19 protein-coding genes and 1 pseudogene are annotated in these 20,134 nt (G+C 72.2%); 6 read left to right on the forward strand and 14 right to left on the reverse strand.

Going from position 1 to position 20,134, the window contains the following annotated elements:
- Positions 1-121: 121 nt before the first annotated feature.
- Both ACPPVO_RS27700 and ACPPVO_RS27705 read right to left on the reverse strand, forming a co-directional pair.
- Positions 122-1,051: pseudogene (locus ACPPVO_RS27700) on the reverse strand (IS5 family transposase).
- Between the two features lie 112 nt (positions 1,052-1,163).
- Positions 1,164-3,338, reverse strand: a complete 2,175-nt coding sequence (locus ACPPVO_RS27705; RefSeq protein WP_426514071.1) for a P-loop NTPase fold protein — start codon at positions 3,336-3,338, stop codon at positions 1,164-1,166.
- 452 nt (positions 3,339-3,790) lie between these two features.
- On the opposite strand from ACPPVO_RS27705, the gene ACPPVO_RS27710 reads away from it, so the two are divergent.
- From ACPPVO_RS27710 to ACPPVO_RS27720, 3 genes are all read left to right on the forward strand, one after another.
- Positions 3,791-4,825 (forward strand): LysR family transcriptional regulator, encoded by a 1,035-nt coding sequence (locus ACPPVO_RS27710; RefSeq protein WP_426514072.1) that lies wholly within the window; start codon positions 3,791-3,793, stop codon positions 4,823-4,825.
- A 54-nt stretch (positions 4,826-4,879) separates the two neighbouring features.
- Positions 4,880-6,061, forward strand: a complete 1,182-nt coding sequence (locus tag ACPPVO_RS27715) for an MFS transporter (RefSeq protein WP_426514073.1) — start codon at positions 4,880-4,882, stop codon at positions 6,059-6,061.
- A gap of 86 nt (positions 6,062-6,147) precedes the next feature.
- Positions 6,148-6,993 carry an NAD(P)H-binding protein gene (locus ACPPVO_RS27720; RefSeq protein WP_426514074.1) on the forward strand — a complete coding sequence of 282 codons (846 nt, stop codon included), beginning with the start codon at positions 6,148-6,150 and terminating at the stop codon, positions 6,991-6,993.
- A gap of 346 nt (positions 6,994-7,339) precedes the next feature.
- On the opposite strand, the gene ACPPVO_RS27725 is transcribed toward ACPPVO_RS27720, so the two are convergent.
- The 11 genes from ACPPVO_RS27725 to ACPPVO_RS27775 form a co-directional block, all read right to left on the reverse strand.
- A complete protein-coding gene (locus ACPPVO_RS27725; protein WP_426514075.1) occupies positions 7,340-7,519 on the reverse strand; it encodes a hypothetical protein in 180 nt (59 codons plus the stop codon).
- Positions 7,520-7,571: 52 nt separating this feature from the next.
- Positions 7,572-10,778 carry a hypothetical protein gene (locus tag ACPPVO_RS27730; protein ID WP_426514076.1) on the reverse strand — a complete coding sequence of 1,069 codons (3,207 nt, stop codon included), beginning with the start codon at positions 10,776-10,778 and terminating at the stop codon, positions 7,572-7,574.
- A gap of 48 nt (positions 10,779-10,826) precedes the next feature.
- The gene (locus ACPPVO_RS27735) at positions 10,827-11,171 is read right to left on the reverse strand and encodes a hypothetical protein (RefSeq protein WP_426514077.1); all 345 of its coding nucleotides are present in this window, start codon (positions 11,169-11,171) and stop codon (positions 10,827-10,829) included.
- Positions 11,172-11,334: 163 nt separating this feature from the next.
- Positions 11,335-12,162, reverse strand: a complete 828-nt coding sequence (locus ACPPVO_RS27740; protein WP_426514078.1) for an RNA polymerase sigma factor SigF — start codon at positions 12,160-12,162, stop codon at positions 11,335-11,337.
- A gap of 136 nt (positions 12,163-12,298) precedes the next feature.
- A complete protein-coding gene (locus ACPPVO_RS27745; protein ID WP_426514079.1) occupies positions 12,299-13,099 on the reverse strand; it encodes a GntR family transcriptional regulator in 801 nt (266 codons plus the stop codon).
- Between the two features lie 10 nt (positions 13,100-13,109).
- A complete protein-coding gene (locus ACPPVO_RS27750) occupies positions 13,110-13,562 on the reverse strand; it encodes an SRPBCC family protein (protein ID WP_426514080.1) in 453 nt (150 codons plus the stop codon).
- A gap of 235 nt (positions 13,563-13,797) precedes the next feature.
- Positions 13,798-14,595, reverse strand: a complete 798-nt coding sequence (locus ACPPVO_RS27755) for an MCP four helix bundle domain-containing protein (RefSeq protein WP_426514081.1) — start codon at positions 14,593-14,595, stop codon at positions 13,798-13,800.
- A gap of 49 nt (positions 14,596-14,644) precedes the next feature.
- Complete coding sequence (locus tag ACPPVO_RS27760; RefSeq protein ID WP_426514082.1) at positions 14,645-14,797, reverse strand: hypothetical protein; 153 nt, start codon at positions 14,795-14,797, stop codon at positions 14,645-14,647.
- Positions 14,798-14,850: 53 nt separating this feature from the next.
- Entirely contained in the window at positions 14,851-15,699 is an 849-nt protein-coding gene (locus tag ACPPVO_RS27765) for an alpha/beta fold hydrolase (RefSeq protein ID WP_426514083.1), read from the reverse strand.
- A 27-nt stretch (positions 15,700-15,726) separates the two neighbouring features.
- On the reverse strand, positions 15,727-16,476 hold the full coding sequence (locus ACPPVO_RS27770) for an SIR2 family NAD-dependent protein deacylase (protein WP_426514084.1): 750 nt from the start codon (positions 16,474-16,476) through the stop codon (positions 15,727-15,729).
- Positions 16,473-17,414, reverse strand: a complete 942-nt coding sequence (locus ACPPVO_RS27775; RefSeq protein ID WP_426514085.1) for a TIGR03619 family F420-dependent LLM class oxidoreductase — start codon at positions 17,412-17,414, stop codon at positions 16,473-16,475. The genes ACPPVO_RS27770 and ACPPVO_RS27775 overlap by 4 nt, the downstream gene beginning before the upstream one ends.
- Before the next feature lie 53 nt (positions 17,415-17,467).
- On the opposite strand from ACPPVO_RS27775, the gene ACPPVO_RS27780 reads away from it, so the two are divergent.
- A complete protein-coding gene (locus ACPPVO_RS27780; protein ID WP_426514086.1) occupies positions 17,468-17,668 on the forward strand; it encodes a DUF4304 domain-containing protein in 201 nt (66 codons plus the stop codon).
- Between the two features lie 116 nt (positions 17,669-17,784).
- Positions 17,785-18,192, forward strand: a complete 408-nt coding sequence (locus ACPPVO_RS27785) for a PRC-barrel domain containing protein (RefSeq protein WP_426514087.1) — start codon at positions 17,785-17,787, stop codon at positions 18,190-18,192.
- A gap of 122 nt (positions 18,193-18,314) precedes the next feature.
- Here ACPPVO_RS27785 and ACPPVO_RS27790 read toward each other — a convergent pair whose 3' ends face one another.
- Positions 18,315-19,154, reverse strand: coding sequence for a helix-turn-helix domain-containing protein (locus ACPPVO_RS27790; protein WP_426514088.1), 840 nt, complete (start codon positions 19,152-19,154; stop codon positions 18,315-18,317).
- A 102-nt stretch (positions 19,155-19,256) separates the two neighbouring features.
- On the opposite strand from ACPPVO_RS27790, the gene ACPPVO_RS27795 reads away from it, so the two are divergent.
- On the forward strand, positions 19,257-20,117 hold the full coding sequence (locus tag ACPPVO_RS27795) for an oxidoreductase (RefSeq protein WP_426514089.1): 861 nt from the start codon (positions 19,257-19,259) through the stop codon (positions 20,115-20,117).
- Positions 20,118-20,134 lie beyond the last annotated feature (17 nt).

Raw genomic sequence — 20,134 nt, forward strand, 5'->3', positions numbered from 1 at the left:
GAGGAAGTGCCCGCAGTCGAACGCCATGCCGGTGAAGTGCGGTGTGCGTGCGCGCCAAATGCCGGGCACGTCGTAGGCGGAGCCGATTCCGGACGCGCTCCAGAGCACTAAGGCGTGTTGATTAGGCGGGTCGGAGCCACTCGTTGATTGCGGTGATGATGACGGTGGCCTGGTAGCGCGCGGCCAGCTTGTCGTAGCGGGTGGCCATGCCACGGCTGCGTTTGAGCTGGTTGATGCCGCATTCCACGGCGTGGCGCTGCTTGTAGCGTTCAGGGTCAAAGGCGTGCGGACGGCCGCCTTTGGCCCCGCGCTTGCGCCGGTTCGCCGCGTGGTCGGCCTTGATCGGGATCGTCGCGCGGATGCCGAGCCGCCGCAGATAGGCCCGGTTCGCCTGCCCGGCATAGGCTTTGTCGGCCAGGACCCGATCCGGGCGGGTCCGCGGCCGGCCTCCACCCAACGGGCTGGTGTCGGACTGGGGCTACAGGCGGGGCACCCGAATTTGTTGCAGGACCGGCACGAACTGCGGGCTGTCGCCGCGATGCCCAGCCGTCAGCAGCAGCGACAACGGCTTGCGGCCCTGCTCACACGCGAGATGAACCTTCGTGGTCCGCCCACCCCGCGACCGACCCAACGCATGATCGTCCGGCTCGGTCACGACACCACCCGGCGACTGCCGCTGCCCGGCACCATCACGGCGGGCACCGGCCGCATGCTGATGCGCCCGGACACTGGTCGAGTCCACGCTGACGTCCCACCGAACCCGGCCAGCAGCATCAGCGTGCGCCTGCAACGCGGTCAGCACCCGCTGCCACGTCCCGTCCCGCTGCCACTTGCGGAAGAACCAGTACAACGTCTGCCACGGCGCATACTCCGCCGGCACATCCCGCCACGGCGCGCCCACCCGGATCCGCCACCGGATCCCGTCGATCAACTGCCGTCTGCTCCACTTCGGCGGCCGCCCACGCACCGACGCCGCAGGCAATACCACGGCCAGGACCGCCCACTGCGCGTCGGTGAGATCGTGCCGCCTCGTCACCGCTACGCTGGCCACGAGGTCTCCGGTATTCAGGTTTGCTTGGTCGCTAACCCACTTACCGGAGACCTCGCCATCTATCGATCACCGTCACGCCGACGATCAGACGGCTCGGCTTACCAAACACGCCTTAGTCGTGCCGCGGCGCGGTGTGGAACGAGTACTGAGCCACGATCGGCACCAGCGGTTTGAGCGCCCCCGCGGCGATGACAGCGCCGGAGTCCTCGCGCAGCGGTCCGAACGCCCGCAGCAGCGGCGCGTCCGGAAGAGCCCGCGCGACGACGTCGTACCAGGGCTCCGGGTCCGGCGCGCCCAGCAGCGCGGAGAACACCGCCTGGGCCTGGGTCGGCGCGCCGACGATGATGCCGAGCAGGAGCAGGACGCCGCGGTGATCGTCGACGGCGGGGAGGGTGGTGCGGATGAGGCGGTACAGGTTGAGCACGCGCTTGCCGGCCCGCGGGGTGGCGACGACCCGGCGCAGCCGGCGCACGAACGCGACCTCCGGCGGGGACAGCGTCAGCCAGCCCGGGTCCAGCCGCGACTGGTCCGCGGGCACCGGCTCGGGGTCCGGCGCCTCGATCGGGGGCGGGTCCGCGGCGTCCGGCGCGGGCCGCGTCACCGGCGTCGCCGCAGGCCCGGGCGATGCGAGATGGTCGACGAGGCGGCCGAAACCGGCGTCGTCCATGGGCGTCAGGCGGTACGGAATCTGGAAGATCTTCTCGAGGTAGTTCGTCGGCGTCGCCGCCCAGTGCTCGGCGGCCGTGCCGCGCCGGTGACCCAGGACGCGCTCGAAGTGCAGCTCCAGGGAGCTGAGCAGCCACCGGGGGTCGACGGCGACGACGACCACGAACAGGCGCAGGCCGAGCAGGAGATGGACGGCCTGGAGCACGTCGACGACCCGGTCGGGCGGGCATCGGTCGAGATCGTCGATGTAGAGCACGATCCGGTCGATGGCGGCCTCCTGGCCGTCCCGGGCGGTGCGCTCGAGCAGCTCGTCGAGGCGCTGGAAGTCGCGCCGGATCATGGCGATCGTGCCCAGCTGGGAGCGGTAGTCGGCCGAGGCGCTGCGCTCCTGGACGAACTCGGTCAGCTGCCGTCCGGAGCGCACCTCGTCCAGTGCCCGCTCGGCCTCGTCGACGCGGGCCTGCGCGGCGAGGATCTCGTGCCGCAGCACCGCCTCCTGCTCGGCGAGGCGCTCCAGCTCGTCCAGCACCGCCCGCTCCTGCGCGGAGCGTTGCTCGGCCAGCCGCCGGCGGACCTCACCGGCCAGGTGGGCCGCCCGCTCCGCCGCGCCGAGGGCCCGGCCGAGCACCGCCAGCGCGGCCCGACCGGCCAGCACGAGCGGGACGAGCAGCCCGAGAAGACCGGACAGGAGTTGTACCGCACCGGGCGTCACCGCAGCCATGGCGATCGGCAGCCCGAGGCACAGCAGCGCGGCCGCGATGCCGTACGCCCACAGCCGCCACCGGATCGCGTCGCGGTTCCCCGGCACCAGCATCCGCCACAGGCGCAGGACCCGCCGCGACACCGACACACCGTCGTCGGTGAGCGCGCCCAGCTGCTCCAGCTCGTACCCCGCCGCCAGGTCCACCTGTCGCCGGGCCTCCTCGAGCGACCGGTGGACGGCGGGATCGTCGAGCACCGTCCCGGCGACGACGGTGAGGACGGCGAGCGCGTCGCGACCCTCGGTGCGGCGCTCCTCCAGGTCCGCGAGGGTGGCCTGGAGCCGCTCCGCCTCGACCTCGGCCGCCTCGAGCCGCTGCTCGGCCGCGACGAGCTCCGACCGGGTGGTCTCGAGCTCGCCGACGAGCCGCTCGCGCTCGGCCTGCCAGCGTAGGGCGGCATCCTCGCGGCTCTCACCGGTGCGCGGCTCGGCCAGCTCGGCGAAGATCTCGGCGACGAGGCTCGGCCACAGGTTCGCGTCGGTGTAGTGCCAGGCGTTGAACACGATCTGCCGGACCTCGCGGCACATCGCGTTGGGCGCGTCCGGCGGTGAGGCCGCGGAGAGCCGGTTGAGCAGGCGGATCTCGCGCTGCAGGCACTCCATGAAGAACGACTTGCCGGTACCCCAGTCGCCGAACACCCCGATCGACAACGGCGGCCGCGTGTGCCGGGAGCTGATGAGCATGGCCAGCGCGGTCGCTGCTTCGGCCCGGCCCAGCAGGTCCGGCCCGTCCCAGAAGTCGGCGCTGTAGCCGGGGTACCGCGGCCGCCGAGCCGGCGGGCTCGTAGCGGCGAACAGCGGCACGGTGGGCCGGACGCGCTCGTACGCCCGCTGCCACAGCGGGATGCGATCGGGCGGCACACCGACACCGCTTAGCAAGGCGTGAACGGTCTGCCATCGCGGTAGCCGATCGCCGCGCAGCGCATTGGCCAGGGAGGATTTCGTCACCGGATGGCCTTTGCGCGCGGCGTGCCGGGCGATCGCGTCGTACGAGAGACCGGAGTTGACGCGGATGGACTGCAGGGCGGCGCTGAACTCCGCCAGGGTGGTGATGGCGGCGAGCCGTTCCGGGGTCGGGACGTCCTCGTTCAGGGTGGGGACTCCTAACGGGTGCAGGTCAGGACTCCATCCACCCCTGTCCGGAGCCGGTATGCAACCTCCGTGCGGCTGAACAGGAATGCGATCCATGCCGCCGGGTCCGGAATCGGCGGCCTGAGCGGTGACGCGTCGCCAGCCTGCCGGCCAGCCGGATGCGACGGGCGGCTGGACCCGTCGGAGCGATCGTCGTTGACTGCGTTTGGCGTACCGTCGGCATGTCGGACGTCGCCACTTCAGGTTGCGGATCGAAGGGCGTTCAGGCGCGATTGAGCATGGTGATGATGACTTCCGGAACGTGGCCCGACCTCGATGTGCGACTGTTGCGGCGCTTCGTCGCGGTGGCCGAGGAGCTGCACTTCGGTCGTGCCGCGGCGCGGCTTTTCATTGCCCAGCAGGCGCTCAGCCGCGATGTGCAGCGCCTCGAGGAACGCGTCGGGATCGCGTTGTTCGACCGGACGAGCCGCCGGGTCGCGCTGACCGCGGCCGGTGAGATGCTGCTGCCCCGGGCGCGGCGGCTGCTGATCCTGCACGACGAGGCGGTGCGCGAGCTGCGCGGTGAAGAGCAGGCGTTGCTGGTGAACGTCGTCGCACCAGGCCTGACCCCTGCGCGCGTGCTGGCGGCCGCCCGGTCGCGGGACCCGGTGACGGAGTTCTTCGCCCGCTTCGAAGGCGGGATGAGCCGCGCGACCTTGCTGCTCGGCGAGCATCGCCTCGATGCGACGTTCGGCCGTCGGGGCCAAACGGTGAGCGGCCTCGCCCATCGGCTGGTCCGGTGGGAGCCGATGGCGTTGCTGGTGCCGGTCCGCAGCCCGCTGGCCCAGCAGTCCGCGGTGCCGCTGTCCGCGCTACGCGATGCTCAGGTGTGCTGGCTGGCCGGTGACCACGTCACCCCGGAGTGGGAGGACGTGGCTCGGCGGCTGTTGCAGTCGTGCGGCGCCCCCGTGGAAGTCGGCCGTGCACATCCGCACGTGCACAGCATTGAGGAGCTCGCGCATCACGTACAGGCCCGGGAGTCGCCCGTCCTGACGTTGGTGGACCAGCCGCCGGTGCCTGGTGCGGTGCTGCGGCCGCTGGTGGAGCCCGGCGCCGTCTACCCGTGGAGTCTTGTCTGGCGAGCCGGGGATCAGCACCGTCCCGGGTTGCGGGCGCTGCTGGAGTCGGCGGCGGAGCTGGCCGCCGCCGAGGGCTGGCTGACCGTGCCCGAGCTGGCGTGGCGTCCGGACGAGCGATTGACAACGGAACTGAGTTGATCCGGTCTCAGCGGGTGTTGGACCGCCGTGAGCGGGCCCCGTCAGAGTGAGGCCATGTGGACACCCGCCCGACTTGTGGTTGCCGGCTGCTACGGCTTGACCGGGGTTCTCAACGCCCTGTGGGGCGCCACCCTGCCGGCCACCGACGCGCGGCTGGACCTCGGACCCGCCAGACTGGGCGTGGCGCTGCTCGTGCTGGGATTCGGAGCCCTGGTCTCCATGCCGTTGGCCGGTGTCCTGGCTGAGCGGTTCACCGGGCGCGGCCTGCTTCGGGTGGTAACCCCGCTGTACGCCGCGTCTCTGGCGGGGCCGGCGGCGATGCGCTCCTTCGGGACGCTGGTGGCGGCGATCCTGGTCCTCGGCGTGCTGCTCGGCATGGTGAACGTGGCGCTCACTGTCCAGGCCGTCGACCTCGAACGCGCCGAGCAGCGGCCGGCCATGTCGACGCTGCACGGGGTATGGGCCCTCGGAGCTTTGGGCGGCGGAGTGGTGACGGCGGTGGCGCTGCGAGTCGGTACCGACGTCAGGTTGATCATGATCGTCGGCGCGGCAGCGGCGGGACTGGCCGCTGCTGACCTCGGACGACGCCTGCCCGTCCCGGTGCCGCCGGCCGCCGGCAGGGCAGACGGACGGCCGGCACCCGGGCGCCGCGCAGGGCCGGCGCTGGTGCTGGTGCTCGGCCTGATCGGCGCCGCCGCGTTTCTGACCGAGGGAGCCGCGACCGACTGGGCGGGCGTGTACGCCCGCGAGGTCCTCGGCGCCGCCCCCGCCACCGCCTCGCTGGCGTACACGATGTTCGTGGCGTCGATGACCGCCGTCCGGCTGCTCGGCGACGCGGTGCGATCCCGTGTCCGGGCCGACCGGGTGGTACTGCTGGCCGGGCTGACCGCCACGGCGGGCTACGCCACGGTGCTGCTTGCACCGGCCACCGGCGGCGCAGCGCTGGCGGTGGCGCTGAGCGGGTGGGCATTGGCCGGCGCCGGCCTGGCTCTCATCTGGCCCGTCGTGTCGAGCATGGTCGGCGCCGCCTTTCCGGGGCGGGCCAAGGACCTCTCGATGGTGACGACGCTCAGCTACGGCGGCGGTCTGATCGGACCCGCGGTCATCGGCGGGGTGGCGTCGCGGGCTTCGCTGCCGGCCGCGATGGCAATCCCGGCAGCCTTGGTGGCAGTGGTCACCGTCATCGCGCCGCGGGTGCTGGCCGCCCTGACCACGCGCACAGTCACTTTCCTGTAGGTACCTACTATCGCGGCGGTGTTAGCGTCCCGATGTCACCGGCCGCCGGGCCGGTACTCCAGGACCTGACCGGGGGGCATTCCACGATGATCATCGTTACCGGGGCGACCGGAAACGTTGGCCGACCACTTCTCCAGGCACTCGCCGCAACCGGTGAAAAGGTTACGGCGGTGTCGCGCCGGATCGCAGATGCGGCGGTACCGGCGGGGGTTATGACCGTGGCGGCGGATCTGACTGATCCGCAGGGCTTGCGGCCCGTCTTCGACGGCGCCGACGCGCTGTTCCTCCACGACGGTGGCGCCAGTGCCCACATGCTGCGACCCCGGGACATTCTCGCCGCGGCCGGCTCCGCCGGGGTGCGCAGGGTGGTGCTGCTGTCCTCGCAAGGAGTCCGCACCCGACCGGAATCCCAGTCCCACGGCGTACTGCTGCGCTCGATCGAAGACGCCGTGAGGCAGTCCGGTCTGGACTGGACAATTCTGCGGCCGGGTGGCTTCAACTCCAACACGTACGCCTGGGCCGACTCGATCCGTACCGAGCGGACCGTCGTAGCGCCGTTCGGTAACGTCGGCATACCCACGATCGATCCCGCCGATATCGCCGACGTAGCGGCCGCGGCGCTGCGCGAGGGCAGCCACGCCGGACAGATCTACGAGCTGACCGGGCCCACGCCCATCACACCCAGACAACGCACCGAGGCCATCAGCGACGCACTCGGCGAACCCGTCCGGTTCATCGAACAGACCCGCGACGAGGCCCGCGCACAGATGCTGCAGTTCATGCCCGAGTGGGCGGTGGACACCACCCTCGCCGTCCTCGAGGAGCCGACCGTCGCCGAGCGGCAGATCAGCCCCGCCGTCGAGCAGGTACTCGGCCGGGCACCGCGTACCTTCGCCGACTGGTTCCAGGACCACATCCCCGCCTTCCGGTAGAGCGGTGAAACCGAGGCGCCCGACACCGGATGCCTGCCTCGCGTCAACAGCGGATCCGTGCGAGTCGCGTCCGTAGACTCCCCGGACTCGGCTTCAAATTATTGCTCTTCCTCCCTTAGAAACTTTGAAGCTCTTCGCCCTTCGCTTTTCGGCTGGCATCCGTTTGAGCGTCCGGCTGCCGCGCACGCCGGCGCGGCCACGTCTCCGGCCGGCTTCCAGGGGATGCTCGACCAAGCGGGCGGCAGCACTCACGGCGACGTGCGCCCATGCCGTGCGGTGATGACGACAACCCGGCCAGGACATCGGAGGCCAAGACCGCCGCGGTGCTTGACGTCGTCGGACCAGGTCAGATCCTTGGAAGGGATGAGTTCGGCGCAGGCGTGGTCGGCCGGCGGCTGGCTGGTACTGCTCCCGGCGGCCACCGCAGCGGCTCGTCCTGCTCGACCAACCCGCCGACGATCTCCCAGTCGTCCTCGTAGATGGGCCACGCCAGCACGGCGCGCCCCGCCTCGTCGGTGAACAGCATGCCCGCGGCCATGCGTTTGCGCGGCAGCGTCCGGTGCGGTCGTCGCCGTAGGCTAGGCGCGGCGGGTGAATCCGGACGAGATCGCGGCGCGGAGCTGCCGAACGTCGTGAATGCTTGGGGAGGTGTCCCGATCCTCGAACGACTTCAGGATCTGCGCCGCCCGCCGTCGGGACTGCACGGACCCGCCGCTGATTGCCCTGGTGATGGCGTCGAACCGCTCCGCCTTGAGCAAGTTGGGCTGCTTCGCCACCACCGTCGCCAGGCCGATCGCGAGGTCGTCGTGTGAGTTCGCGGAGAGGGCGAGATCGACGATGCGCTGCAGGACCTCGAGGTCGATCCAGGCGGCGTCGCGCTCCAGCAGGCGCACGAGCAGCGTGGCCACGGCCGGTCGGCACTGCCCGATGTGCTGCAGCTGCCGGGCGATGCCGACGTAGTCGGCGTCGGACATCGGGATGCCGGACATCAGGCTGTCCAGCAGCGTCTCGTGGAGCTGCTGCGCCGCGGGGGCGAACCCGCCGTCGCGCCGCCAGGACCGGATGCCGGATCGGATCCAGCCCTCCAGCACGTTCTGCCCGGTGATCCGCGCCTCGCCGAACGCCGGGCGGAAGTCGGACAACAGGTCGCTGTGCCAGCCCTGGACGTTGAGGTGGAGGCTGGGCCGGGCGGCGCCCAGCAGATGGCGCAGGTCGAAGCTGTTGCAGATCGCGTACCAGTCGGACTCCTCGAGGCACGAGCGCCACAGCGCAACCATCGCCCGCCACACGGTGAAATCGGTCGCGCTGCCGATGACGATGTCGTCGAGCGCCACGCCGGCGTCGCCGCCGGGTAGCCCGACCCGCAGCGTCACCAGGTTGGCGCTGTACACCGCGAACTGCTTGACCGGGTCGCTGTCGCCCTTGATGTAGCCGGCGTACCGCAGCCCCTCGGTGAGCAGGTTCCGGCGATCGCCGTTGATCAGCTGTGTCAGCGTCTCCAGCATCGCGTCGCACTCATGCCCGTCGTATCGGCTCCAAATCTCGGTGGCGAATGAGAGGATCCGCGGGTTCTTGACCAGCGGCTGGTGGGACAGCAGGGCGCGCAGCTCGCTGATGTCCAGGCTGACCGTGGATCGGCGCCGCGCGCGCACGGCCTGCGCGTGGGCCAAGTCGCGCAGGATCCGCATGACCCGCGCGGCGACCATGAATTCGCCGAACGTGGCGTGCAGGAACTCGTAGGTCCGGGGTGGCTGCCGGGCGAGGTCGGCGCGCCGTTTCGGCGGCGGCGAGTGGATGAAGAAGAAGCGGGCCAGCGTCGCCGCGGCGTGGTCGAGCGGATCGTCGAGGTCAACGGTCGACTGCGTGTCGTCCTCGCCGAGGAACACCGTCAGGTCGGCCCGCAGGTCCTCCTCCGTCAGGAACTGCCGCCCGCGGTTGAACATGGCCAGGGCGGCCACTGCCAGTTGGTGGAACCGCAGGTCGATCAGGCCGGCGTACACGTCGGGGCGCAGCACGCCGCGGCCCTGCTCCTTTTCCAGTTCCCGCCGGATGAACGTGTCGACCAGCGTCTCGTAGAGGTCGGACGACGACATCGACCGTCGGTCGAGCCGCTCGTTGCGGGGGTTCGAGACATACAGCGCGAGCATCAATAGCAGCAGTGGCTGCCGGGACAGGTCGCCGGCGTGATGGGCTGCCTCCGGCGTCATGGGACGAAATCCTGGCACGTCCGTGTTGGCCTGGTTCCAGACGCCAAGCCACTCGTCGATCTGGCGGTCGTCGAACTCCTCGAGCTTCACCAGCAGTGAACCGACGGGGATGGCGAGCCGGTCGGCCACCACAGTGCGACACGTGACGGCCGCCGCGACCGGCGCTCCCTGGGCGAACTCGGTGTCCTGGTACTCCTGGACGTCGAACAGATAGCGGGCCCGCGATGCTCCGCTGGCCAGCATGAGCTCGTCGAGGCCGTCGAACAGCACGACCCGGGTGTGGTGGCCGCCGTCCGGGACGAGCTCGTTGAGCTTCACCCGGGCGCTGGTCGACTCGTCGAGGGCCTCCTGGATCTGCTGGTAGACCGGCGCGTAGGCGTGGACGCGGCGTAGCGGGACGCAGACGGCGGTGAAGGACTCCCGCGGCAGCCGGGCGGCCAGGACCGCGACCAGCAGCGACTTGCCGGCGCCGGGGTGGCCCAGGATGACGATCGGGCGCCGGATGCTCTCGGGCGAGGCGAAGTGGCCGGCCAGGAACAGGTTGAGGTCGGCGTGCACCGGTTGTTCGAGCCACCACGACTCGTCGGCCACGCGGGCCATCGAATCGGAGATCGCAAACCGGAACCGCGGCATGACGTGGATGTCCTCCACCGACGGGAAGTGCAGCGTCTCGCCGTACCAGGATCCCTCCCGGTCAAGAACCGGCTTACGCAGCATGCCGGCGTTGGCCGCGGCCACGATGGACTGCGCGGTGGCCGCGTCAGGTCGCCGCGGAGGTGCCCCGGCGGCCGGGGCGCCGTTCGTAGCGGCGAACACCAGCAGCGCTTCGACGCTGGCCAGCGCCCGGGTGTCCGACCGAATCGCGTGCAGCACGGCGGCGATGTCACGCAGCTCGTTGTGGGTGTGCGTATGCTCGGCCAGGTCCGCCCAGAACGCGAACTCGCCGGCCCGGCTCACCAGGCCGGCGTAGCCGTCGCGGTAGAGCTTCAGCGCTGCGCCGACGACCTCGCTGCGGCCCGGCTTCACGGATACGTGCGACCAGCCGGCCAGGCCGCTGAGGAACGTGAACGAGCGATCGGCCATCGAGCGGTAGAGCGGCGTGATTCCCAGCCGCAGATTGTCCTCGAAGCCGACGCCCGACCACGGCATCGGGACGCCCAGCTGGAGCAGTTGGGCCAGCCGGCCGCGGCCGTCCGGGCGCTGCGCGCGCGGTGCGGCGAAGGCGAGCTGATCCGCCGCGTTGATCCCCAGCGACGCGTAGCGCGGCCCGATCGCGGCGCGCAGCGCGTCGAAGAACGAGGCCACCACGACGATGGTGTGCGCCGCCTCGATCAACTGGTAGCGCGGCAGCCCGGTAGTGCCCATCAGCCGCGCGGTGAGCGTGTCGATCAGGCGCCGGCTCCGCGCGATGGCCTCGTTCTTGGGGTCGACGAGACCAAGGAACGGATCGCCGGCCATGGCGCCCGCGCCCAGGATCAGGCCGCCGAGCAACGAGTCGATCGCGGCGAGCGCCGGCCGGTCGAACTGGCCGAGCACCTGCAGGGCGCCTTTGAAGGTGATCGACGGCTCGATGCGCATTCCAAACACCTTGGCACTGCCGACGGGCGGCCGGTAGCGCGCTGGTTGTCAGAAATCAGGCATGCTTGCCGAAGCGCTGGCGTCCGGATGATCCGCCGCGTGCCATTGATCGGGGCCGCGGGTGAGCGGCGGCTGCGGTGGGTCAGCGCGGCGCTGCTCGTCGCGCTGGGTCTCGCGGTCGTGCGGCTCGGCTCGCGGTACTGGAGCGGTCTCGCCATCAGGCCGCTGCTCGGTGGTCTCACCGTATTGCTCGTCGAGGCGACCGGTGGCCGAGGCCACCTTCGCCGACACGACGACGCATGCCGACACCGTGCCGCCGCACGCTCGCCGCGGCCCGCGGCCGCACTGTGCGATCGGCTGAGCAGCCAAGGTCAGGTGCCCTGTCGTCGGCATGATGGCGCACCTCCATCCCATGGGAGTTCCGCGACGGCCCGCCACGGACGGGGACCGGCTCGCCAAGGGCCGACGAGGCCGATCACGCTGATCTGCTGCCGCGGCTGAGCGGGGCTACGCCGGTCGGGCGCGGTCATGCTCGCGAATGGCTGTCGCGGGCGGATCAGCCGCGGGCGAGCTGGCCTCGCAAGGTCTGCAGGGCCTTGGCCAGCAGGCGCGAGATGTGCATCTGGGACAGACCCAGCTCTGCGGCGATCTGGGACTGGGTGCGGTTGCCGAAGAAGCGCATCGCGATGATGCGCTGCTCGCGCTCCGGCAGGCGGGCCAGCAGCGGGCGCAGGGCCTCGCGGGCCTCGAACTGCTCCAGGGCCGGGTCGGTCTCGCCCAGCAGGTTGCCCAGGTCGGTCGGGCCCTCGGCGTCGCCGGTCGAGGACGGGGCGTCGAGGCTCAGGGTGCGGTACGCGCGGCCGGCGTCCAGGGCCTCGATCACGTCCTCCTCGCTCGCGTCGATCTCGGCGGCCAGGTCGGTGATGGTGGGGGAGCGGCCCAGGCGCTGGCTCAGCTCGCCCGTCACGCGGTTGATGCGCAGGCGCGTCTCCTGGATGCGCCGGGGGACCCGGACGTCCCAGCAGCGGTCCCGGAAGTGGCGCTTGAGCTCGCCGGTGATGGTGGGGATGGCGTACCCGACGAAGGCGGCCCCGTTCGCCGGGTCGAAGCCGTCCACCGCCTTGATGAGGCCGACGATCGCGACCTGCTCGAGGTCGTCCTGCTGCTCGCCGCGGTTGCGGAAGCGGCCCGCGAGGTGGTGGGCCAGGGGCAGGTACAGCTCGATCACGCGGCCGCGGACCCGGCGGCGGTCCGGGCCGTCCGGCAGGTCGGCGAGCAGGCTGAGCAGGGCGAGCGCCTCGGCGTCCCCGGCCCGGCGGCGTGCGGCGGTGGAGACCGGGGCGTCCAGGGGCGTGGCGGGGTCACGGTGCATTTCGATCGTCATGAAGGCAGACCTCACGGCAGCGGGAATCACGGACTGGATTGCTTCGAGCCGGACGCCCGCTGCTTGAGCGCCTGTGAACTCGACGGTAGCCGTGACCTCGGCCGACTTCAACTCTTGCGTCGATTCGTGCGTCGATTCAGTGCAGGTGATAACCTGCGGCGCGCTCGAAGCCGTCGAGCAGGTGTTGCAGACCGAATTCGAACAGCGCAGCGTCCGCCTCCGCCTCGGCCTTGCGCGCCCTGCGGTCCTCCTGCTCGAGGTGCATCGCGCTGCCGCGCACGAAGTTCGCCAACGCCGCGGCCAGCGGGGCGGCGTCCGGCCGGTCCGCCAGCGCCCGCTCCGCCCACGCGAGGTGCGCGGCCACGTTCGGGCTGAGCGACGGGTCCGCGAACGAGACGGTCAGCGCCAGCCACGGGTGCTGGCGGTACAGCCGCCACTGCAGCCGGCTCAGCCGCTCCAGCTGCGCCCGCCAGCCCCCGGCCGGCTTCGGCGGCGGATGCTTGGCGAACACCGCGTCGGCCATGAGCACCTCGAGCTCGGCCCGGTCCTGCACCCACTTGTAGAACGTGCCGGTGACGAGGCCGCCCGCGCGCTGGCCGATGAGGCGCAGCGACAGGTTGCCCAGCCCGTCGGCGTCGGCGAGCTCGATCGCGGCGTTCACGATGCGGGCCCGGGTCACGTCGCCGTGGGCGGGCGGCGGCTGCCACGCGGCGGCGACGGCGGGCGCGTCGGCGGTGACGATGAGACCGGGGCCGCGGTGCTTGGCCGCGAGCCCCTCCTCGCGCAGGAGCGTCATCGCCTTGTACGCGGTCGCCATGGTCGCGTCCCACTCGGCCATGATGTCCTTGGCGCTGGGGATGTCGTGGCCCGGCCGCAGGTCGCCGGCGAGGATGCGCCGGCGCAGATCCGCGACGATGTCGGCGGCAAACCGGGTCACGGGCGAGAGTCTAGCGCTCGGCCTCGCGGGCCATCTTGCGCAGGGCCTGCCCGAAACCGGCCCGGCCGGCCAGCGCGACGAGGCCGCCGGTCACCCGGTCCAGGCGGTGCGGCACGACCGTCACGTCCTCGAACCAGTCCACCCGGCAATGGTCGTCCGGCCGCGGTACCACCACGAACCACGCCTTGCCCCGGATCACCCGGCCGTGCTTGTCGACGTCGCACCGGCCCGGCGCATCGCCCTGCGGCGGCTCCCAGCGCACCACGGTCATCGGGTCGTCGAAGCCGAGCGGGCCGAGCCCGGAGCGCGCGACGAAGCCGGCCCCGAGCCCGTCCATCCGCTCGGTGGTCAGGCGCACGGTCGTCAGCGGCGCCCAGCGGGCGTGGTTGCGCCAGTCGGTGAGCGCGGCCCAGACCTTCGCGGCGGGGGCGCGGACCTCGACGGAGACGGTGAAGCGGGCCACCCGCTCGACGATAGCCGTTACGGGGCCGCGGGGCCGGGTAGCGGAGCGCGGACGGCTCGACCTGGCGGTGAAGATCGGGGCGACCCGGTCGAGCAGATCCTCGACGCGACGGACGGCCGCGGCGTGGACCCGCCTCGTCCTCGCGCGCCCGTCAGCCGCAAGAGCAAGCGGGCGTAGATCTCGAGGGGGTGTGGGTGGAGCGAAGCTCCCCCACCGCGAGCGAAGCGAGCTGGAATTACAGCTTGAAGCGGCCGACCTCGCGCTGGAGGTCGGCCGCCGGGCGCGAGAGCTCCGTCACCGTGGTGTCCGCCTCGGCCAGGGTCGCCGACGTGGCCTGGGCGGCCTGGGCCACGCCCGAGATGTTGCCCGCGATGTTCGTCGCGCCGTGCGCGGCCTCGCCGACGCTGCGGCTCATCTCCGCGGTCGTGGCCGACTGCTCCTCCACCGCCGAGGCGATGGTGAGCTGGTAGTCGTTGATGCGCGCGATGATGCGGCTGATCTCGTACTGCGTCGACATCGCCAGGATCTTGTCCTGGGCCGGCATGGTGAAGCCGGACGGCGGGGCCCCGTGGAAGACGACGACGTCGCGCAGGGCGCGGTACTGGCCGACGTTGTCCGTGACCTTCTGCAGCGCGCCGAGCCGCTCGCTCGACCCGGCCGCGAGGCTGTGGTAGGCGGCGACCGCGGCGTCGACGCGCTCGTCGGCGGTGGCGGCGGCGGTGCGGAACTGGGCGGCCTGGCTCTGCGACCCGCCGGCCGAGAGCAGCGAGTACACCAGCATGCTGCGGTACATGTCGGCCATGCCGGCGCGCATCTGGGTCAGCTGCTGGGAGCTCTCGAGGTGGCGGGTCTTCACGTCGTGCAGGTCGCTGTTGAGCCGCGACATCCGGTTCAGCGACAGGATCGCGACCGCGGCCGCCACGAGCGTGACGAGCAGGACGGTCAGGAAGGCCTTGGTGATGACCCCGCGGTCGGCCACCGCCGCGGTCAACCGCCCGCGTGCGACCGTGACCTGCACACCCTGCTGCGCCACCGTAGAACCCCCCGCCGACTGCGATACGGCGCCCGGAGCGCCGATCGGCTCATCGGCGGACGATTCCGGAACCTGAGGCGACCCGCCGCACAACCGTTGCGCAACCGCCCCGCCGCAGCTGCCGGCGGTCCCAGACGAGCAGCAGCCCCCCGAGCCCGCGCAGGGCGACGGCGCCGGCGAGCACCCACAGGACCCATGGCATGGCCTGTCTATGCCCACCGGACGTTCTGTTCACACACCCCGCCCCGGCGGCCCTCACACCTCCTTGCCGGCCCAGAACCGGTCGAGCTTGTCGCCGATGAAGCCGGGCCGCTCCTGGAACACCCAGTGCCCGCACCGTTCGATCACCCCGCCGTGCGCCTCCTCGGCGATGGCCCGGGCGCTGTCGATGCAGTGCGAGCCGAACGACGCCTCGCCGCCCCAGGCCATCATGGGCACCGGCAGCTTCCGGGCCACCAGTTCCCGGGTCTGCTCGGTCATCTGCGGGATGTACCCGTACAGGTTCAGGCTCCCGCGCAGCGTGCCGGGCTGGCGCATCAGCGCGGCGTACGCCTGCACCTCGTCCTCGGCCACCGCGTCGGGGTTGTAGGCGAAGTCGCGGAAGAAGTGGCGCAGGTACTGCTCCTCGCGCCCCTCGAGCAGCATCCGCGTGATGTCCATGTGCGCATGCATGCCGAGGTGCCAGTAGTTCACCATCGGATCGACGTAGCCCGGGTAGTCCAGGCCGAAGAACGGCGTCTCGATCGTGGAGAGCGACAGCGCCCGATCACCCGCCGCGTACGCGAGCGCGACGGCCGGCGGCCCGCCGAGGTCGTGGCCGACGATGTGGAACCGCTCGACGCCCTCGGCCTCGAGCAGCCCGAGCAGGTCGGCCGCGATCGTGTTGGGCTCGTAGCCGCCGAACGGTTTGTCGCTGTCGCCGCACCCGCGAAGGTCGGGGGCGATGAACCGGTACCGGTCGGCGAAGCGCTCGATGAGGCGCAGATACTGCCGGTGCGACTCGGGCCAGCCGTGCAGGCCGAGCACGACGGGCCCGTGCCCGGCGGTGACGTAGTGCAGCCGGACGCCGTTGGTCTCGGCACGATGATGCTGTACGTCCACCATGGCGCTGCCCTACCCGCCGGGCGCGCCTCAAACGGGGACGAGGGCGGGCAGGATCGTGGCCGCGGTACCGCGCAGGTTCAGCGTGCTCACCGCGTCGAGCGGGGTCGGGTCCGGGTTCACCTGGACGACCGCGGCACCGGCGCGGGCCGCGATGCGCGGGATCTCCGCGGCCGGGTACACCACGCCGGACGTGCCCACCGTCAGCAGCACGTCGCAGCTCGCGGCGGCCGCCACCGCCGCGCGGAGGGCCTCCTCCGGCAGCGCCTCGCCGAACCACACGACGCCCGGACGCACCAGCGCCCCGCACGCGTCGCACCGCGGCGGGGCGAGGCGGCGGCCCTCCTGCGGCTCCTCGGCGTCCGGGAACACGGCCGGGTGCGCCCCGGCGCCGATGCACCGCGGCGCGAACAGGCTGCCGTGCAGGTGGTTGGGGGCGGCACTGCCGGCCCGCTCGTGCAGGTCGTCGACGTTCTGCGTGACGACCGTGGTGCCCGGGACGGCCGCCTCGAGCGCGGCGACCGCGCGGTGCCCCGCGTTCGGCTCGGCCCGCCGGGCCCGGGAGCGGCGCCACTCGTACCAGCCCCACACGAGGTCGGGGTCGGCGTGGAAGGCCTCGGGCGTGGCGAGCCGCTCCGCGTCGAAGCGGGCCCACAGCCCGGTCAGGTCGTCGCGGAACGTGGGCACGCCGCTCTCGGCCGACATCCCGGCCCCGGTGAACACGACGACGCTGTGCGCGCCGGCGACGAGCGCCGCGGCCGCCTCGATCGCGCCGGTCACGTCAGGCCCGCGGCGCGCAGGGCGGCGTGGAACTCGCCGGCGACGTCGACGTACGCGTCCAGGTCGGTCACGAGGTTCGACACCGTGAGGAACACATGGTCGATGCCCGCGTCCGCCAGCGCCGCGATGTCGTCCACGATCTGCCCGATGCTGCCGGTGTACGGCCGGCGCCCCTCCGCCGGCACCTCCCGCAGGGTGCCGCCGAGCCCGACCTGGAACGTGCACCCGATCGAGGACGGGTCGCGGCCGTTCGCGGCGGCCATCTCCCGCAGCCGGGCCAGGGTCGCGCCGGCGACCGCGGGCGGCAGGCCGGTGGGCAGCCAGCCGTCGCCGCGGCGGGCGATGCGGCACAGGGCCGCGTCCGAGAACCCGCCGAGGTACACCGGGATGCGCCGGGCCGGCTTCGGGCCCACCTCGGCCGGGGCGACCGTCCAGCGCTCGTTGCGGTACGACACCGGGTCCGGCTTCCAGAGGGCCTCGGACACGTCGAGGAGCTCGTCCAGCGCCGCGCCCCGCTCCGCGAACGGGCGCGGGGCGAGCGCCGCGAACTCGTCGATGCTCCAGCCCGCGCCGAGCCCGGCGACGACGCGCCCGCCGCTGACCGCGTCGATGCTGGACAGCGTGCGGGCCAGGCGAGCCGGCACGTGCAGCGGCGCGACGAGCACACACGTGCCGAGCTCGACCCGCTCGGTGACGGCGGCGGCGAGGGTGAGCGCGACGAGCGGGTCGAGCACCCCGCCGTACCGCACCGGCCAGGGCGCATCGGGCACGTTGTAGAGCCCGTGGGGCCCGCTCTGGTCCCGGGGGAGCAGGAACCGCTCGAAGACCCAGACGCTGTCGTACCCCATCTCCTCCACCGCGCGCGCGGCGCGCGTGACCGCCGTGCGCGGGTCGAAGTCCTTGAGCTGGGGCAGGCCGATCCCGACTCGTAACGCCACCGTGGCATCCTTTCCACGCTCGTGATCCCGCCGACCCTACTACGCTGATCATCGTGCCCAGCGACGTGCGGCGGGCCTGCCGGCAGATGCTCGCGAACCAGGTCGCACCCTGGCTGCGGGAGCGCGGCTTCACGGGGGCCAGGGGCGTGTTCCGGCGCCTCGGCGACGACGGCGGCGTCGAGCTCGAGTTCCAGAACTCAAGCTATCCGTGGCGGCCGTCCTGCCGCCGCGATTCCAGCGCTTGGTCAACGTGATGCAGTACGTGAAGCCCGACCACCCGTACGTCGCCTGGCTCCGCGGCGGAGCCATCGACGGTTGAGCACATCCTCGGCGGGTAACCCGACGGTAGGACGAGTGAAAGGAGGCTCTCATGCAGCCGATCACATTCCTGCCGTGGGCGTGGCGAGACACGTTCGCCCCGGAGGCGGACGATCACCGGATGCCGGAGGAGCGCCGTAACGACCTGGACCTCAGTGGGTACCGGGTGGAGGCGCTCGACGGCCACATCGGGTCGATCGACGGGGCCAGCTACGAGGTCGGCAACTCCTGGCTGGTGGTGGACACCGGGCCGTGGATCTTCGGCCGCAAGGTGCTGCTGCCCGCCGGGACGGTGAACAACGTCGACCACGCGGAGCGCAAGGTGTACGTCGACCGGACGAAGGACCAGATCAAGCGCTCGCCGGAGTACGACGAGAGCACCTTCGGCACGGACGACTACCGGCGCCAGGTCGGTGACTACTACACCGGCAGCTACGAGCGGGAGCATGTCCTGCGCTGAGGTGACCCGGCGCGCGACGGACGGCCCTCAGGCTGCGGCCTAGGGGCCGTCCGCGTCGTCGCGGTACCCGGCGGAGACTGGCAGAACGCGATACCAGATCTATATCGGGGAGCCGCCGCGGTCTATATCGCCGGGCGGTTCCCGGTGGCGATCGGGGCCGCGAGCGAGCCGAGCAGGGCCAGGGCGCGCGCGCTGTCCGAGCCGGGCTCGGCGTGGTACACCACCAGCAGTTGCCCTCCCGAGTCGCCGATCGAGAGCTTCTCCCGGCGCAGCTCCAGCAGGCCGACGTCCGGGTGGCGCAGCCGCATCGGCGCGCCCGCGAGGGGCTTCACGTCGTGGCGCGCCCACAGGCGGCGGAACGGCTCGCTGGCCAGGGACAGCTCGCCGACGAGCTGCTCGACCCGCGGGTCGCCGGCGTCGGCCGCGACCGAGGTGCGGAACGCCGCCACCATGCCGCCCAGGGCCTGCTCCCAGTCGGGCAGCAGGTCGCGCTCGTCGGGGTCGAGGAAGATGTCGCGCAGCCGGTTGGTGCCGGGGCGGATCCGGGGCGAGAGCGCGGTGGCGAGGCGGTTCGTGGCGAGCACCTCGAACATGCGGCTCTCCACGAACGCGGGCAGGTCCAGCACGTCCAGCAGCTGGCGCACGCCGGCCGGGACGGTCTCGCGGCGGGGCCGGCGCGGGGCGCGCGGGCGGGCCGCGGTGAGGCTCAGCAGGTACTGCGTCGCCTCCGCGTCCAGCCCGAAGACCCGCGCGATCGCCTCCAGCACCGGCGCCGACGGGTTGCGGTCGCGGCCCTGCTCGAGGCGCAGGTAGTAGTCGGCGCTGATGCCGGCGAGGGTGGCGACCTCCTCGCGGCGCAGCCCGGGCGTGCGCCGCACGCCCACCACGCGCAGTCCGGCGTCGGCGGGGTCGACGAGCTCGCGCCGCGCCCGCAGGTATGCGCCGAGCGCGTTCGTACTCACCGGACCAGCCTACGGCCGGGGTGGTACCGCCATCCTGGTCCTGTCACTCCCAGGAAGCCCAGGGAACTGCCTGAACCGGCGCGCACGGCGCAGGCTGGAGACATGACAGCGAACAACCTTCCGGGCGGCGTGTACCGCGTCGGCGACCTCGACCTGACCCGCTTCGGCTACGGCGCCATGCAGCTGGCCGGCCCCGGCGTGTTCGGCCCGCCGAAGGACCGCGCGGCCGCCGTCGCCGTGCTGCGTGCGGCGGTCGAGCTCGGCATCACCCACATCGACACGGCCGACTTCTACGGCCCGCACGTGACAAACGAGATCATCCGCGAGGCGCTGAGCCCGTACCCGCAGCAGCTCCACCTCGTCACCAAGGTCGGCGCCCGCCGCGACGAGCAGGGCGGCTGGCCCCACGCGCGCACCCCGGACGAGCTGCGCGCCCAGGTCCACGACAACCTGCGCAACCTCGGCCTCGACGCGCTCGACGTGGTCAACCTGCGCGTCGGCGGCTTCGACGCGCCCGAGCCCGGCTCCCTCGCCGAGCAGTTCGGGGCGCTGGCCGAGCTGCGCGAGCAGGGCCTCATCCGGCACCTGGGGCTGAGCACCGTCGACGCCGTACAGCTCGCCGAGGCCCAGGCGATCGCCCCGGTGGTGTGCGTGCAGAACATGTACAACATCGCCCGCCGCGAGGACGACGCGCTCGTGGACCTCACCGCGGCGCAGGGCATCGCCTACGTGCCGTACTTCCCGCTCGGCGGGTTCTCGCCGCTGCAGTCCGAGACGCTCGCCACGGTGGCCAAGCGCCTGGAGAGCACGCCGCTGTCGGTGGCCCTGGCGTGGCTGCTGCGGCGCTCGCCGAACATGCTGCTGATCCCGGGTACCTCGTCCGTGGCCCACCTGCGCGAGAACGTCGCCGGCGCGGGCCTGCAGCTGCCCGCGGACGCCCTCGCCGAGCTCGACGCGATCTGACCGATCGACCGGGATCG

The organism is Dactylosporangium sp. McL0621, from assembly GCF_049995355.1.
Taxonomy (GTDB): Bacteria; Actinomycetota; Actinomycetes; order Mycobacteriales; family Micromonosporaceae; genus Dactylosporangium.